This window comes from Streptomyces sp. NRRL S-340, from assembly GCF_000720185.1.
Lineage (GTDB): Bacteria > Actinomycetota > Actinomycetes > Streptomycetales > Streptomycetaceae > Streptomyces.
The window spans coordinates 206646-222718 of sequence record NZ_JOIY01000010.1; the positions used below are offsets into that span (position 1 = coordinate 206646).

At 72.5% G+C, this 16073-nt stretch carries 15 protein-coding genes; 11 read left to right on the top strand and 4 right to left on the bottom strand.

What is annotated here, in order from left to right; translation table 11 throughout:
- Nucleotides 1-100 precede the first annotated feature (100 nt).
- From IG64_RS10440 to IG64_RS10475, 8 genes are all read left to right on the top strand, one after another.
- Complete coding sequence (locus tag IG64_RS10440) at nt 101-1171, top strand: M4 family metallopeptidase (protein WP_037854330.1); 1071 nt, start codon at nt 101-103, stop codon at nt 1169-1171.
- Between the two features lie 20 nt (nt 1172-1191).
- Nucleotides 1192-1458 carry a protealysin inhibitor emfourin gene (locus IG64_RS10445; protein WP_037854332.1) on the top strand — a complete coding sequence of 89 codons (267 nt, stop codon included), beginning with the start codon at nt 1192-1194 and terminating at the stop codon, nt 1456-1458.
- Nucleotides 1459-1618: 160 nt separating this feature from the next.
- Complete coding sequence (locus tag IG64_RS10450) at nt 1619-2959, top strand: GH1 family beta-glucosidase (protein ID WP_078883920.1); 1341 nt, start codon at nt 1619-1621, stop codon at nt 2957-2959.
- Nucleotides 2960-3252: 293 nt separating this feature from the next.
- A complete protein-coding gene (locus IG64_RS10455) occupies nt 3253-4434 on the top strand; it encodes an MFS transporter (protein WP_051812645.1) in 1182 nt (393 codons plus the stop codon).
- 152 nt (nt 4435-4586) lie between these two features.
- Nucleotides 4587-5675 carry a PhoH family protein gene (locus IG64_RS10460; RefSeq protein WP_051812609.1) on the top strand — a complete coding sequence of 363 codons (1089 nt, stop codon included), beginning with the start codon at nt 4587-4589 and terminating at the stop codon, nt 5673-5675.
- 12 nt (nt 5676-5687) lie between these two features.
- On the top strand, nt 5688-6185 hold the full coding sequence (ybeY, locus tag IG64_RS10465) for an rRNA maturation RNase YbeY (protein WP_037854335.1): 498 nt from the start codon (nt 5688-5690) through the stop codon (nt 6183-6185).
- Nucleotides 6186-6191: 6 nt separating this feature from the next.
- Nucleotides 6192-7490, top strand: coding sequence for a hemolysin family protein (locus tag IG64_RS10470; protein WP_037854336.1), 1299 nt, complete (start codon nt 6192-6194; stop codon nt 7488-7490).
- The gene (locus tag IG64_RS10475) at nt 7487-7846 is read left to right on the top strand and encodes an MmcQ/YjbR family DNA-binding protein (RefSeq protein WP_037854337.1); all 360 of its coding nucleotides are present in this window, start codon (nt 7487-7489) and stop codon (nt 7844-7846) included. Before IG64_RS10470 ends, IG64_RS10475 begins: the two co-directional genes overlap by 4 nt.
- 37 nt (nt 7847-7883) lie before the next feature.
- Here the strand turns inward: IG64_RS10475 and IG64_RS10480 are convergent, their stop codons facing one another.
- The gene (locus tag IG64_RS10480) at nt 7884-9395 is read right to left on the bottom strand and encodes an MFS transporter (RefSeq protein ID WP_037854339.1); all 1512 of its coding nucleotides are present in this window, start codon (nt 9393-9395) and stop codon (nt 7884-7886) included.
- A gap of 148 nt (nt 9396-9543) precedes the next feature.
- Here IG64_RS10480 and IG64_RS10485 point away from each other — a divergent pair, with 148 nt between their 5' ends.
- Together IG64_RS10485 and IG64_RS10490 are read left to right on the top strand one after the other, a co-directional pair.
- Nucleotides 9544-10365, top strand: a complete 822-nt coding sequence (locus tag IG64_RS10485; protein ID WP_420709908.1) for a helix-turn-helix transcriptional regulator — start codon at nt 9544-9546, stop codon at nt 10363-10365.
- A 103-nt stretch (nt 10366-10468) separates the two neighbouring features.
- On the top strand, nt 10469-10831 hold the full coding sequence (locus tag IG64_RS10490) for a cytidine deaminase (RefSeq protein WP_037854342.1): 363 nt from the start codon (nt 10469-10471) through the stop codon (nt 10829-10831).
- Nucleotides 10832-10875: 44 nt separating this feature from the next.
- Here IG64_RS10490 and IG64_RS10495 read toward each other — a convergent pair whose 3' ends face one another.
- Together IG64_RS10495 and IG64_RS10500 are read right to left on the bottom strand one after the other, a co-directional pair.
- Complete coding sequence (locus IG64_RS10495; protein WP_037854343.1) at nt 10876-11214, bottom strand: P-II family nitrogen regulator; 339 nt, start codon at nt 11212-11214, stop codon at nt 10876-10878.
- Nucleotides 11211-12524, bottom strand: a complete 1314-nt coding sequence (locus IG64_RS10500) for an ammonium transporter (protein WP_051812648.1) — start codon at nt 12522-12524, stop codon at nt 11211-11213. The genes IG64_RS10495 and IG64_RS10500 overlap by 4 nt, the downstream gene beginning before the upstream one ends.
- 227 nt (nt 12525-12751) lie before the next feature.
- Here IG64_RS10500 and era point away from each other — a divergent pair, with 227 nt between their 5' ends.
- Complete coding sequence (gene era / locus IG64_RS10505) at nt 12752-13705, top strand: GTPase Era (protein ID WP_037854346.1); 954 nt, start codon at nt 12752-12754, stop codon at nt 13703-13705.
- A 132-nt stretch (nt 13706-13837) separates the two neighbouring features.
- On the opposite strand, the gene IG64_RS10510 is transcribed toward era, so the two are convergent.
- Nucleotides 13838-15961, bottom strand: coding sequence for a glycoside hydrolase family 31 protein (locus IG64_RS10510; protein WP_234438465.1), 2124 nt, complete (start codon nt 15959-15961; stop codon nt 13838-13840).
- Between the last annotated feature and the right edge of the window lie 112 nt (nt 15962-16073).

Sequence of the window (16073 nt, forward strand, 5' to 3'; positions counted from 1 at the left end):
CTTACCCTTCGCGACCGCGACACGAACCCCTTGCCCCGATATTTCACCAATCAAGGTTGCAGGTAGTGACTTTGGCGTCACGCAGTGCGATGGTCGACCTATGACGACCCACGGGGGCTCCGAGCCCGTCTTCTGCACCATCGTGCCGCCGCACGTCCTGGACCGCCTCGCGCGGAACGAGGACCCCGCCCTGTCCGGTCCGGCCCGCCGCAGCCTGCAGCGCGACGCCATGGAGCGCACCCGCAGGCGGCTGACCACCGTCGTCGGCGCGCCCGCCGTCGCCCCGCCCGCCGGCAAGCAGGCCGAGCAGCCGCACCGCACGATCTACGACGCCCGCCACGGCACCGACCTGCCCGGCACCAAGGTCCGCAGCGAGGGCCAGCAGCCCGGCAAGGACGCCACGGTCAACCGCGCCTACTCCGGCCTCGGCGCCACCTTCGAGCTGTACCTGAAGGCGTACGGCCGCGACTCCATCGACGGCAGCGGCCTCCCGCTGGACGCGTCCGTGCACTACGACGAGAAGTACAACAACGCCTTCTGGAACGGCGAGCAGATGGTGTTCGGCGACGGGGACGGCGAGGTCTTCCTCGACTTCACCATCCCGGTCGACGTCATCGGCCACGAGCTGACCCACGGCGTCACCCAGCACACCGCCAACCTCGCCTACTTCGGCCAGTCCGGCGCGCTCAACGAGTCGGTCTCCGACGTCTTCGGCTCGCTGATCAAGCAGTACACGCTCGGCCAGAGCGCGGGCGAGGCCGACTGGCTGATCGGCGCCGGACTGCTCGCCCCGCGCGTCACCGGCACCGCGCTGCGCTCCATGAAGGCTCCCGGCACCGCCTACGACGACGACGTGCTCGGCAAGGACCCGCAGCCCGCCACCATGGACGGCTACGTGCACACCGGCAGCGACAACGGCGGCGTGCACATCAACTCCGGCATCCCCAACCACGCCTTCTACCTGGTCGCCACCGCGATCGGCGGCCACGCCTGGGAGAAGGCCGGGCAGATCTGGTACGACGTGCTGACCGGCGGCAAGCTCAAGGAGGACGCGGACTTCGCGGACTTCGCCACCCTCACCGTCCAGGCCGCCCGGGAGCGGTACGGCGCGGGCGACGCGCTCCAGGCCGTGCAGAAGGCCTGGGAACAGGTGAAGGTGCGGACACGCTGATTCCGTACTAGACACGTCCCATGCGTATTCAGGTACGGCGCACGGGCGGGTTCGCGGGCATCGAGCGGCGGGCCGAGGTGGACACCTCGGGGCGGCCCGATGCCCCCGAGTGGCACGCCCTGGCCGAGAAGGCACTCGCCTCCGGGCGGGACACGCCGCCCGCCGGGGTTCCCGACGGCTTCCACTACGAGATCACCGTCGACGGCCGGACGGTCCACACCGCCGACCCCCGGCTGAGTGAGGACGAGCGCGCACTGATCTCCAGGGTGCTCAAGGAGGGCGCCTAGGGCGCGTGCCGGTGGACCTTCCCGGTCGCAGCACCGGCCGAGGACCCCGGCGAAGGGGGCGTGAGGAAGGGCGCGCGGCCGGGGGCGCGTGCACTGACCTCAACCACCTTCGCGTGCACGGCCGTTGACTTCCGTTACCGCCGGTACGGATGATCCGCGCATGGCGACTGACACAGGCACCACAGGCACTTCAGCCGGGGCGCTCCCCCGGTTCCCGGACGGCTTCCTGTGGGGCGTGTCCACCTCGGCGCACCAGATCGAGGGCGCGGCGGACGCACGGGAGGCGTCCGTGTGGGACACGTTCACCGCCGAGCCCGGCCGGATCAAGGACGGCTCCACGGCGGCGGTGGCCTGCGACCACGTCCACCGCCACGCCGAGGACGTCGCCCTGCTGGCCGGGCTCGGCGTGGACGCCTACCGCTTCTCCGTCTCCTGGCCCCGGGTGAACTCCCCCGGCGGCCTCGACTTCTACGACCGGCTCGTCGACGACCTGTGCGCGGCCGGGGTGCGCCCGGTGCCCACCCTCTTCCACTGGGACCTGCCGGCCCGCCTCGACTGGCTCCGGCGGGACACGGCCGCGGAGTTCGCGCAGTACGTGTCGGTGGTGGCGGAGCGGCTGGGCGACCGCGTCACGAAGTGGATCACCCTCAACGAGCCCGCCGAGCACACCCTGCTGGGCCACGCGCTGGGCGTGCACGCTCCCGGCAGGCGGCTCCTGTTCGACGCGCTGCCCGTCGCCCACCACCAGCTCCTCGCCCACGGCCTCGCCGTCCAGGCGCTGCGCGCGGCCGGGGCCACGGACATCGGCATCGCCAACTCCCACGGACCCACCTGGCCCGCCTCGGGGGAAGCGGCGGACGTGGAGGCGGCCGGCCTCTACGACATGCTGCTCAACCGCCTGTTCGCCGAACCGCTGCTGCTGGGCCGCTACCCGGAGGGCGTCGGCGAGCTGATGCCGGGCTCCCCGGAGGACGTCGAGGCCGACCTCGGCGTGATCGCCCAGCCGCTGGACTGGTACGGGATCAACTACTACGCGCCGGCCCGGGTGGGCGCACCGCAGGGCACCGACGCGGAGTTCGGCGGGATCACGCTCCCCGCCGAACTGCCCTTCGCGGTGCGGCAGATCGAGGGGCGCCCCCTCACCGACTTCGGGTGGCCCGTCGTCCCCGAGGGCCTGACGGAACTGCTGACCGGCTTCCGCTCCCGTTACGGCGACCGCCTCCCGCCGGTCGTCATCACCGAGAACGGCTGCTCCTACGACGGACTGGACGACCAGGACCGCATCGCCTACCTCGACGGCCACCTGCGCGCCCTGCACCGCGCGATCACGGCGGGCGTGGACGTGCGCGGCTACTTCGTCTGGTCCCTGCTGGACAACTGGGAGTGGGCCGAGGGCTACGCCCGCCGCTTCGGTCTGGTCCACGTCGACCACGAGACCCGGCGGCGCACCCCCAAGGCGTCGTACGCCTGGTTCCGGGACGTGCTCCGGGCCCAGAGATGACCCGGCCCGAGCGCCCCGCGAAGTCGCCGGGTCCGGCCGCACCCGGGGGTCCGGCCGGACGTGGCGGGCCGGGACGCCCCGCCGGTCCGGGGCGCCCCGGCGAACCGGACGCACCCGCCGGGCCCGGCGGGCCCGGCGGGCCCGGCGGGCACGGGGGGCCGGACGCGTTCGCCCGGCGGGGCGGTGCCGGCGGGAAGGCGGCCCCGGGCCGCACGGGCGGGTTCCGCGGGAAGGGGCGGCCGTCCGGACGGGGCACGCCCCGCGGGAAGGACGCGGACGCCGGTGGCCAGGGCGTGCCTGCCGGGGCGGGCCCGCCCGCCGGGCCGGGGGCGGGCGGCGGGCCGGGGGGGCTCGCCTCCCAGGCGAAGGACTTCGCCCCCGGCACCGGCATGTCCAAGGAGACCCTGCTGGCCTGGGTGACCGGCGCGGGCGCGGTGGTGTCGCTGGTGGCGAACCCGCTCTTCGGCGCCCTGTCGGACCGCACGACGGCCCGCACGGGCCGGCGCAGCCCCTGGATCGTGGCCGGGGCCGCGGGCGGCGCGCTGTCGCTGCTGCTGCTCGGGGGCGCGGGCTCGGTCGCGGTCATGACGGCCGGCTGGTGCCTGGTGCAGCTGACGCTGAACGCGGCCTTCGCCGCGGTGACGGCGGCGGTGCCGGACCGGGTGCCGCGCGCGCAGCGCGGCTCGGTCGGGGGCTCGCTGGGCGCGGCGCAGATCCTCGGCGTGGTGGGCGGGACGGGCCTGGCGACGGTGGCGGGAGGCACCGGCGCCGGGTACGCGGCGTGCGCGGTGTTCACGTCGGCGGGCGTCCTGCCGTACGTCCTCCTCCACCGGGACCTGCGACTGGCCCCGGCGGACCGGCCGCCCTGGTCCTGGCGCGGTTTCCTGGGCGGTTTCCTGCTCAGCCCGCGCCGCCACCCCGAGCTCGCCTGGGCCTGGCTGACCCGCTTCCTGATCAACCTCAGCAACTCCCTCGTCCTGCTCTACCTCCTCTACTACCTGCGCGACCGGGTCCGGTACGCCGACCCCGAGCGGGGCGTGCTCGTCCTGACGGCGGTGAACGGGCTGACCCTGCTGGCCACTGTGGTGGCAGGCGGGGTGTGGTCGGACCGGGCAGGCCGCCGCAAGCCCTTCGTGCTCTGGTCCGGCGTCCTGATGGCGGTGGCCACGGCCGCCCTGTCCGCCTGGCAGACCTGGCCGGGCGCGATCGTCGCGGCGGCCGTCCTCGGCGTCGGCTTCGGCGTCTTCACCTCGGTCGACTTCGCGCTGATGACCGACGTCCTGCCCACGGCCCTGGACCGCGGCAAGGACCTCGGCGTGATCAACGTCGCCAACGCCCTCCCCCAGGTCGCGGCCCCGGCGCTGGCGGCGCCGATCGTGACGTACCTCGGCGGCTACCGCGTGCTCTACCTGACCGCGGCGGTGATCGGGCTGGCCGGGGCGGTGCTGGTGGGCCGGATCCGGGGCGTGGACTGAGGGGCCGCCGCCGCGCCGGGGCCGTCCGGGGCGGGGCGGCACCGAAAAGCCCTACGGCGTTGTCACCGCGCCGTCGTACCCTGGGAAGCGCGAGGCCGCCCTCAGCTGTGCGGCCGTGACGAGGAGGAACAGCAGGCGTCGAGCGCCGGCCCATGACTCAGACACCCGCAGCCAACACCCCCGCGCAGGGGCAGGCGAGAGCACAGTTCACCGTCCCCGCCCAGCACCCCATGGTGACTGTGCTGGGTTCCGGCGACTCCCTTCTGCGCGTGATCGAGAAGGCCTTCCCGGGGGCCGACATCCATGTCCGGGGCAACGAGATCAGCGCGGTCGGCGCCACGTCGGACGTCGCCCTGATACAGCGCGTGTTCGACGAGATGATGCTGGTGCTCCGCACCGGGCAGCCGATGACGGAGGACGCAGTGGAACGCTCGATCGCCATGCTCAAGGCGAGCGAGAACGGGGAGAGCGACGGCCAGGAGACCCCGGCCGAGGTGCTGACGCAGAACATCCTGTCCTCGCGCGGCCGCACCATCCGCCCCAAGACGCTCAACCAGAAGCGGTACGTCGACGCGATCGACAAGCACACGGTCGTCTTCGGCATCGGGCCCGCCGGTACCGGCAAGACGTACCTGGCCATGGCCAAGGCGGTGCAGGCCCTGCAGTCCAAGCAGGTCAACCGCATCATCCTGACCCGCCCCGCGGTCGAGGCCGGCGAGCGCCTCGGCTTCCTGCCGGGCACGCTCTACGAGAAGATCGACCCCTACCTGCGCCCGCTGTACGACGCCCTGCACGACATGCTCGACCCGGACTCGATCCCCCGGCTGATGGCCGCGGGGACGATCGAGGTGGCGCCGCTGGCGTACATGCGCGGCAGGACCCTGAACGACGCGTTCATCATCCTGGACGAGGCGCAGAACACCAGCCCCGAGCAGATGAAGATGTTCCTCACCCGGCTCGGCTTCGACTCGAAGATCGTCATCACGGGTGACGTCACCCAGGTGGACCTGCCCAGCGGCACGAAATCCGGTCTGCGGCAGGTGCAGGAGATCCTGGAGGGCGTCGAGGACGTCCACTTCTCCCGGCTCTCCTCGCAGGACGTCGTACGGCACAAGCTGGTGGGCCGTATCGTCGACGCGTACGAGAAGTACGACAGCCAGCACGGCACCGAGAACGGCGGCGTGCCCAAGGGCGGCCGAGCCAGGGCCGCCGGTCACGGGCACGGGCACAAGGGGAAGTAGACCAGCACGACCATGTCGATCGACGTCAACAACGAGTCCGGAACCGAGGTCGACGAGCAGGCGATCCTCGACATCGCCCGCTACGCGCTCGCGCGGATGCGCATCCACCCGCTCTCCGAGCTCTCGGTGATCGTCGTGGACGCCGACGCCATGGAGCAGCTGCACATCCAGTGGATGGACCTGCCGGGGCCGACGGATGTCATGTCCTTCCCGATGGACGAACTGCGTCCGCCGGGCAAGGACGACGACGAGCCCCCGCAGGGCCTGCTCGGTGACATCGTGCTGTGCCCGGAGGTCGCCGCCAAGCAGGGCGCCGAGGCCGAGACGCGGCACTCCATGGACGAGGAGCTGCAGCTGCTCACCGTCCACGGCGTGCTGCACCTGCTCGGCTACGACCACGAGGAGCCGGACGAGAAGGCCGAGATGTTCGGTCTCCAGGCGGCGATCGTGGACGGCTGGCGTGCCGAGCGGGGCCTTCAGGGCCCGTCCCCGGCGCCGACGGTGTCGTAACCGCCGATGAGTCCACAGATCGTCGTCGGCGCGGTCGCCCTGGTCGTCGTCGCCTGGCTCGCCGCCTGCGCGGAGGCGGGCCTCGCGCGTGTCTCCAGCTTCCGTGCCGAGGAGGCCGTGAAGTCCGGCCGCCGGGGCGGCGCCAAGCTGGCCCAGGTCGCCGCCGATCCGACCCGCTACCTGAACGTGGCCCTGCTGGTCCGTGTCGCCTGCGAGATGGCGGCGGCCTCGCTGGTCACCTACGCCTGCCTGGAGGCGTTCTCCGGCACCGGCGAGGCGCTGGTGGTCGCGATGGCGGTCATGGTCCTCGTGTCCTACGTCGCCGTCGGGGTGTCCCCGCGCACCATCGGCCGCCAGCACCCGCTGAACACGGCGACCGTTGCGGCGTACGTGCTGGTGCCGCTCGCGCGGATCATGGGCCCGATCCCGTCGCTGCTGATCCTCATCGGCAACGCGCTCACCCCCGGCAAGGGGTTCAGGCGCGGCCCGTTCGCCTCGGAGGCCGAGCTGCGGGCGCTGGTGGACCTGGCCGAGCAGGAGTCGCTGATCGAGGACGAGGAGCGCCGGATGGTGCACTCTGTCTTCGAACTCGGGGACACCCTGGTGCGGGAGGTCATGGTGCCGCGCACCGACCTCGTCGTGATCGAGCGGTACAAGACCATCCGCCAGGCCCTCACGCTCGCGCTGCGCTCCGGTTTCTCGCGGATCCCGGTCACGGGCGAGAGCGAGGACGACGTCGTCGGCATCGTGTACCTGAAGGACCTGGTGCGCCGCACGCACATCAGCCGGGACGCGGAGAACGACCTGGTGTCCACCGCGATGCGCCCGGCCGTCTTCGTGCCGGACACCAAGAACGCCGGTGACCTGCTGCGCGAGATGCAGAAGGAGCGCAACCACGTCGCCGTCGTCATCGACGAGTACGGCGGCACGGCCGGGATCGTCACCATCGAGGACATCCTGGAGGAGATCGTCGGCGAGATCACCGACGAGTACGACCGTGAGCTGCCGCCGGTGGAGGACCTGGGCGCGGGCCGCCACCGGGTCACCGCCCGCCTCGACATCACCGACCTGGGCGAGCTGTACGGCCTGGAGGAGTACGACGACGAGGACGTGGAGACGGTCGGCGGGCTGCTCGCCAAGGCGCTCGGCCGGGTCCCGATCGCCGGGGCGTCGGCGGTCGTGGACCTGCCCGACGGGCGGGCGCTGCGGCTGACCGCGGAGTCCGCCGCGGGCCGCCGGAACAAGATCGTGACGGTGCTGGCGGAGCCGGTGGAGCCGCCCGAGGACGCGGAGAAGCCCGAGTGACGCCCCAGGAGCTGCGCGCCCTGTGCCTGTCGTTCAACGCGGCCGTGGAGGACTTCCCCTTCAACCCGGAGACCTCCGTCTTCAAGGTTCGGGGCAAGCTGTTCGCGCTGACGGCGCTGGACGCGCGGCCCCTGACCGTCAACCTCAAGTGCGACCCCGAGGACGCGGTGCGGCTGCGCGGCGAGCACCCGGGGCTGATCGTCCCCGGCTGGCACATGAACAAGCGGCACTGGAACACGGTCACGGCCGACGGCGAACTCCCGGACCGGCTGGTCCGGGAGCTGGTCGAGGACTCGTACGACCTGGTGGTGGCCGGGCTGCCGCGTGCGGAGCGGCTCCGCCTCGACCGCCCCTGAGACCTGCGGGGCGGTCGAGGCGGAGCCGCGCGGCCGCTCAGGCCGCCGGGCTCCCCGCGGCCTTCCGGCCGCGCAGGCCGAGTCCGACCAGCACCGCCGCCACCAGCACGATCGCCGCGTCCAGGGCGAGCACCGTGTGGACACCGGCGAGCAGGTCGCCGGAGGTGGTGGCCAGCACGCCCAGCAGGGGGATGCCGACGGTGATGCCGACCTGCTGGGTGGAGGTGACCAGGCCGGTGGCCAGGCCCTGCTCCTCGTCGGGGACGCCCGAGGTGACGGTCAGGCCGTAGGAGACGATCGCGCCCAGGTGGCACATGCTGGCCAGCGAGACGGCGGCCGTGGCCAGCCACACCGACCAGGACCCGGTGCCCAGTCCGAGCAGCGCGGCGATCAGCGCGCCCTGCCCGGCCAGCGAGCCGGCCAGCGTGCGGCGGGCGCCGAAGCGGCCGATGACCTTTGCGGCGTACGAACCGGCGACCACCGACAGCACACCCTGCACCCCGAAGACCATGCCGGTCTCGAAGGCCGACAGGCCCAGGATCTCCTGGAGGTACAAAGTCAGGACGAAGACGACCGTCGACATCATCGAGAAGGTGACCAGGCCGCCCACGTTGCCCCAGGCCACCGTGCGGCGGCGCAGCATGGGCAGCGAGACCAGCGGGGCGGCCGAACGGGACTCCACGATCACGAACGCGGTCAGCAGGGCGAGGCCCGCGATCAGCGTCACCAGGACGTCGGCGCGGCCGAAGCCGTGGTCGGCGGCGGTGGACAGGGCGTAGATCAGCGCGAGCAGGCCGGTGGTGACGGTGACCGCTCCGGGTACGTCCAGGCGCGGACGGTCGGGGGTGCGGGACTCGGGCAGCAGGCCGGGGGCCAGCGGCAGCACGATCAGCGCGAACACGGTGAGCAGCGCCATAGTGGAGCGCCAGCCGAACGCGTCGGTGAGGACGCCGCCGGCGACCATGCCGACGGTGAAGCCCAGCGACAGCAGGGTGCCGGAGATGCCGAGGGCGCGGTCGCGGGCCGGCCCCTCGGGGAAGGTGGTGGTCAGCAGGGACATGCCGGTCGGCACGATCGCCGCCGCCCCCAGTCCCTGCAGCGCCCGTCCGGCCAGGAAGGACGCCGGGTCCCAGGCGAGGGTGGCCAGCAGCGAGGAGGCGCCGAACACGGCCAGCCCGGTCAGGAACAGCCTGCGCCGGCCGAACAGGTCGCCGGCCCGGCCGAACAGCAGCAGGAAGCCGCCCGAGGGGAGCGCGAACGCGGTGACCGCCCACTGGAGCGCGGACCGGCTCATGCCGAGGTCGGCGCCCAGGTCCGGCAGGGCCACGTTCAGGACGGAGAAGTCCAGGGCGACCATGAACTGGGCCGCGCACAGGACGAAGAGGACCAGCTTGTCACGCGTCGACAGCCGGGGGGCGCCGGGCGCCGTCCCGTCGGGCCCGGGGGCGGCGGGAGCGGGGGACGCGGGAGCGGGGGACGCGGTGGTGGACGGGGTGGTCGTGGGTGAAGGGGCCGCGGACGAGGTGTCCGTGGTGGTGTCGATCGCCATGGGCAAGAGCTTGGTGCGGCCGGAATACCCGTGGGGAGTCGCCACTTATGGTGGTGGTGGCACCACCAGACAGCACGAGGGGGATCGGTACGTGCCCGACACGGACGTGTTCAAGAGTCAGCGGCGGCGTGAGCTGCGCGAGTTCCTGATGAGCAGGCGGGCGAGGGTGACACCGGCCGAGGCGGGGCTGCCGGACGGCGGCGCCCGGCGGCGCACGCCCGGGCTGCGGCGCGAGGAGGTCGCGGTGCTCGCCGGGGTGGGCGCCTCCTGGTACCAGTGGCTGGAGCAGGGCCGGGACATCTCCGTCTCCCCGCAGGTCCTGGACGCGGTGGCGCGGGTGCTGCGGCTGAGCAACGCCGAGCGCCGGCACCTGTACCTGCTCGCCGGTCTGAACCCGCCCGCGCCCGAAGTGGCCCCCGGGAAGCGGGACATGTGCGACGGACTGCGCCGGCTGATCGACACCTGGATGCCGTACCCGGCGCACATCATGGACCTGTACTACAACTGCGTGATGTACAACGACGCCGCCGCGGTGGTGCTGGGGATGCGCCCGGACATCACGCAGAACTGCCTCGTCGACTTCTTCACCGACCCGCTCTACCGCTCCCGTTCGCAGAGCTGGGAGCGCAACGCGCGCACCGTCGTCGCCCAGTTCCGCGCCGCGTGCGCCGCCCGTCCCGGTGACGAGGGGTACCAGGCGGTCCTGGACCGGGTCTCGCGGGCCAGCGAGGAGTTCACGGCGCTGTGGGAGGAACGGGACATCGAGGAGCCGGGGCAGGTCCGCAAGGAACTGGAGCATCCGCTGGTGGGTCTGCTGTGCGTGGAGTCGACGGCGATGAAGGTACCGGCCCGGCCGGACCTGACGGTGGTGCTGCACACCCCGCTGGAGGAGGCGAACACGGCGTCGAAACTGGAGTGGCTGGCCTCCCCGGAAGGGCGGCGCGGGGCGATGTACCCGGTGGCGGGGTGAGGTGTCCGGTGGGGCGCCAGGGGCCCCGTGGCGGGCTGGGCCGTACGGCCGCCGGTGCGGCTCCGGGTACCTGGGCGCCGGTGCGGCTCCGTATGCTCGGATCATGACCGAGAGCAACGCGCTTGACGCCGAGGACCGCAAGATCGTCACCCTGGCCCGTTCGGTACGGGCCCGCAACGGTGTGCCGGAGGGCGCGGCGGTACGGGACGAGACGGGCCGGACCTACGCCGCCGGTTCGGTGCACCTCGCCTCGCTGAAGCTGAGCGCCCTGCAGACGGCGGTGGCGATGGCGGTGGCGTCCGGGGCGACGTCGCTGGAGGCGGCGGCCGTGGTCAGCGAGGCGGAGGGGCTGGCACCCGAGGACCTGTCCGCGGTGGGCGACCTGGGCGGGGCCGGGACGCCGGTGCTGCTGGCGGGCCCCGACGGCACCGTGCGCCTGACCCGGCCCGCGGGCCCCGCCGAGTAGGCCGCCGAGCTGCCGGGCGGGCCGCGCGCGGGCCCGGCGAAGGCTCAGAGCGCGTCCGGGCCGCGTTCGCCGGTCCGGACGCGCACGACCGTCTCTACGGGGACGGCCCACACCTTGCCGTCGCCGATCTTCCCGGTCCGCGCGGCGCGGACCACGGCGTCGACGACCGCTTCCGCGTCGGCGTCCTCGACGACCACCTCGATACGGACCTTCGGCACGAGGTCGACGCGGTACTCGGCGCCCCGGTACACCTCCGTGTGGCCGCGCTGACGGCCGTAGCCGCTCGCCTCGGTCACGGTCAGCCCGTGCACGCCCATCTCCTGGAGCGCGGTCTTGACCTCGTCGAGGCGGTACGGCTTGACGATCGCGGTGATGAGCTTCATGCCTGGTGGCCGGCCTTCCGGGCGAAGGAGGGGACGGGGGACGCGCCGACGGGGGCGCCGTGCCCGAGGACCCCGTGATCGTAGGCCGTCTCGGCGTGCACCGTGAGGTCGAGACCCGTGTGCTCCTGCTCCTCGCTCGCCCGCAGGCCGAGGACCTTGTCGAGGAGCTTGCCCAGGCCGTACGTCATCGCGAAGGCGTACGCCGCCACGGCCGCCACCGCCAGCGCCTGCCTGCCCAGCGGGGCGAGCCCGCCGCCGTACAGGAGCCCGTCCGTGCCGCCGGTCATCGCCCTGCGCGCGAACAGGCCGATGAGCAGGGTGCCGACGACGCCGCCGACCAGGTGGACGCCGACGACGTCCAGGGAGTCGTCGTAGTTCAGCCTGAACTTCCAGCTCACCGCGTACGAGCACAGACAGCCCGCGGCGAGGCCGACGGCCAGGGCGCCGGGCAGGGAGACCGTGCCGCAGGACGGGGTGATCGCGACCAGGCCCGCGACCGCGCCCGAGGCGGCGCCCAGGGTGGTGGGGTGCCCGTCGCGCTTGTTCTCCACCAGCAGCCAGCCGAGCAGGCCGGTGCAGCCGGCGGCGAGGGTGTTGAGGAAGACGGCCGCCGCCAGGCCGTTGGCGCCCATCGCGGACCCCGCGTTGAACCCGAACCAGCCGAACCAGAGCAGACCGGCGCCCAGCATCACCATGGGCAGGTTGTGCGGGCGCATCGCGTCCTTCTTGAAGCCCAGGCGCGGGCCGAGGACGAGGCAGAGCGCCAGACCGGAGGCGCCGGAGGTGATCTCGACGGGCAGGCCCCCGGCGAAGTCGAGCGCGCCGAGACCCTGCCCGATCCAGCCGCCCGGACCCCACACCCAGTGCGTGACCGGAACGTATACGAGCAGCGTCCACACCGGCACCAGGACCAGCCAGGCACCGAACTTCGTACGGTCGGCGACCGCACCGCTGATCAGCGCGGCCGTGATGATCGCGAAGGTGAGCTGGAAGGTGGCGAACAGGAGCGTGGGGACGGTGCCGCGGACGTCGGCCGGGCCGATGTCCGCGAGGCCGGCCTCGCGCAGACCGCCGATCAGGCCGCCGGCCGTGTCGCCGCCGAAGGCGAGGGAGTAGCCGCAGACCAGCCACACCACGGTGACCAGGGCGATCGACACGAAGCTCATCATCAGCATGTTCAGCACACTCTTGGTGCGCACCATGCCGCCGTAGAAGAGGGCGAGGCCCGGGGTCATGAGGAGGACCAGGGCGGTGGCGGCCAGCAGCCAGGCGGTGTCGCCGGTGTCGATGCGGGGGGCGGCCAGGTTCACGGTGGTCACTGCGGTCACGGCGTCTCCAACGCGGGCGGGGGCTCGTCAGAGGGTCACCGCTGTGCGTTTCCGGTCGCGTACGGGTGTGTTTCCGTGACGTTTCGTATGACGTCGCCGCTGGTGCGGGGATTGCGGCCGGCTCGCGCCGGGGCCGCGGTGGGGCGGGGCGGGGACGGCCGGGGGCCGGGCGTGCGGCGGGGCGTCGTGGATCAGGGACAATGGGCGCCATGAGCGTTCGTACCCAGTCATCCGAGCAGTCCGCCGAGGCTGCACACCGGGCCGGCTTCGCCTGTTTCGTGGGCCGCCCCAACGCGGGCAAGTCCACCCTCACGAACGCTCTGGTCGGGCAGAAGGTGGCGATCACCTCCAACCGGCCGCAGACGACCCGGCACACCGTGCGCGGCATCGTGCACCGGCCGGACGCGCAGCTGATCCTGGTGGACACGCCCGGTCTGCACAAGCCGCGGACGCTGCTGGGCGAGCGGCTGAACGACGTGGTGCGGGCGACGTGGGCCGAGGTCGACGTGATCGGCTTCTGCCTGCCGGCCGACCAGAAGATCGGGCCCGGTGACCGGTTCATCGCCAAGGAGCTGGCGGGGATCAAGAGGACGCCGAAGGTCGCGATCGTCACGAAGACGGACCTGGTGGACTCCAAGGCGCTCGCCGAGCAGCTGATCGCGATCGACCAGCTCGGCAAGGAGCTGGGGATCGAGTGGGCCGAGATCGTGCCGGTGTCGGCGACCGGCGGAAATCAGGTCGAGCTGCTCGCCGATCTGCTGATCCCGCTGCTGCCGGAGGGGCCCGCGCTGTATCCCGAGGGGGATCTGACCGACGAGCCCGAGCAGGTGATGGTGGCCGAGCTGATCCGCGAGGCGGCGCTGGAGGGGGTGCGGGACGAACTGCCGCACTCCATCGCCGTGGTCGTCGAGGAGATGCTGCCGCGCGAGGACCGGCCGGCGGACAAGCCGCTGCTGGACATCCACGCGAACGTGTTCATCGAGCGGCCCAGCCAGAAGGGCATCATCATCGGGCCGAAGGGCAAGCGGCTGAAAGAGGTCGGGATCAAGTCCCGCAAGCAGATCGAGGCGCTGCTGGGGACGCCGGTCTTCCTCGACCTGCACGTGAAGGTGGCGAAGGACTGGCAGCGGGACCCGAAGCAGCTGCGGCGACTGGGGTTCTGAGAGCCGCTTCGTCCACCTGCCCGCCCGGCACCGTGGGCTGGAGAACCCCCGCCCCGGGGCTCCGCCCCCGCCCCCGCGCGAACGGGCCGGCCGTCCCCGCAGGGAGCGGCCGGCCCCTCGCGGGCGTGCGGGTCAGCGCAGGGCCCGCAGGGCCTTTTCCGCTCCCTTCGCGCCGAGTTTCACGAAGACCGGGGCCGTGCCCAGCGGGGTGGCGTAGGACGTCAGGGTGCGGTTGCCGTGGACGGTCCTGGCGTGGGCCACGTCGTACCAGGTGCCCGGGGGCAGGTGGACCGTACGGGTGGGGGCGTCGGTGAGCTGGGGGGCCGCCAGGACCGCCGGGCCCAGCATCCACTCGTCGGTGATCGTGTACGCGGCCTTGTCCTTCGGGAAGTCGAAGAACAGGGGGCGCATGATCGGGTCGCCGGTGCGCAGGGTGGCCTGGACCTGGTCCCAGATGTAGGGGGCGAGGCGGCCGTGCCGGGCGATCGCGGCCCGGTAGAGGTCGATGGTCTCCTGGTCGTAGACCACCTTCTTGCCGGTGGTGGGGTCGTTCGTGTCGACGGGCGACGTGGACGCGTACATCAGGGGCATGAGGGACGCCGACTGCGCCCAGCGGACCAGGACCTGCTTGCTGGGGGCCGGCTGGCCGAGGGAGCCGCCGATCATGTCGGTGGTGACGAAGGGGTAGCCGATGGTGGAGATGGCCAGGTTCTGGCTGACGGAGGCCCGCAGGGAGTTCCAGCCGGTGCCCTTGTCCTCCTGCCGGGTGACGAATCCGGCCCGGTGGGCGGTGCTGTCCCAGTGGACGCGGATGCCGACGCCCTGGAGGTCGTACTCGTCGGCGAGCTGGGCGCCGAGCCGCTGGTAGTCGGTGGGCTTGTAGCCCTCGTGGGGGGCGCACTTCTCGTCGATGAAGCGGGTGTCGAACTTCAGGCCGTCGATGCCGTAGGTGCTCATGAGGGACTTCAGGCGGCCCTCGTACCAGGCCTTGGCGTCCGGATCGGCGAGGTCGACGATGCCCGCCGTGCCGTTCCACCAGGTGACCGTGCAGGGCTTGCCGGGGTCGGCGGCGGACTTGAGCAGGTAGCCGTGGTCGGCGGCGTACCGGTACTGGTCGGAGTCGAGGTTGATCCACAGGGTGACCCAGAGGCCGAAGTCGAAGCCGAGGTCGTGGATCTTCTGCGACATGGCCTTCGGGTCCGGGTAGGCCTTCGCGTCGAAGGTCATGTTCCCGTAGTTCGACTCCCACTTGTCGTCGAGCTGGAGCGTGTGGCCCTTGACGCCGTTGTCGTGCAGGTCCTGCGCGTAGTCGAGGAGTTTCGCCTGGTCGACGTGGGTGTAGAACTGCGCCCAGGAGTTCCAGACGGGCTCGGCGTACTGCCGGTAGCCGGCGTCGCTCTTCGCCGGCTTGCCGACGATGCCGATGTAGTCGCGGTAGACGTCCAGCGGCGTGGACTCGACGAAGACGGTCGCCTTGTACGGTTCGGCGGACTCGATGTCGAAGCGGCCGAGGCCGTCCTTGCCCTGGTTGACGGCGACGTCCATGACGTGGCCGGTGTCCACGCGCAGTCCGGTGGCGCGCGAGGTGTACCAGAAGGGGTCGACCATGTAGTACGACGCCGGGCCGAAGGCCGAGTGGACCACCTGGCCGCTGTCGAGGGGCCAGGGCTGGTCGGTGCCGGGGCCGCCCGCCGGGGTCTGGGCCTCGCCGTGGCCGTACCAGTGGCCGGCGGAGGAGAGGTCGTAGGCGATGCCGAGGCGGTCGGGTGCGGCCTGGCCGGTGACCTGCCAGTCGAGCTGGTAGCGGTCGGCGGCGGGGGTGATCCGGGCCTGGACCGTGGCGCCGGGTGCCGTCGTCGCCGCGGTGAGGGTGAGGGTGCCGCCGTGCCAGGTCCAGTGGGTCACGCGGGTGGCGTGCTGCCAGGCGCCGGCGGTGCGGAAGCGCAGGGCGCCCGTGCCGGCGGGGGCCGTGGCCAGGACGGTCTGTCCCGAGCGGCGGGTGGTGAGGGAGAGTTGACCGGTCGTCACCTGGAGGCGGTAGCCGGGGGCGGTGCGGCTGCGCGGGACGGTCAGGTCCACCTCGCCCGGGGACGTGGTGAGGCGGGGCGCGGGCGTGCCGGGGGCGGCGGGGGCGGCCTGGGCCCGGTCCTGCGCGGTGAGTCCGACGGGGAGGGCCAGGCTCAGGGCGAGGGCGGCGAGGAGCACCCTGGGCCGGCGCGAGGGTTTGCGTGACGGTGTGCCTGCTGGTCTGCGCACGACGCATGTCCTTCGACGGAGGGTCAGGAGGGAGCCATGGGTCAGGAAGTGCGGTACTCGTGCAAAATCATGCTTGATCCTGCCGATAATTGAGCAGCAAACGTCATCTGTC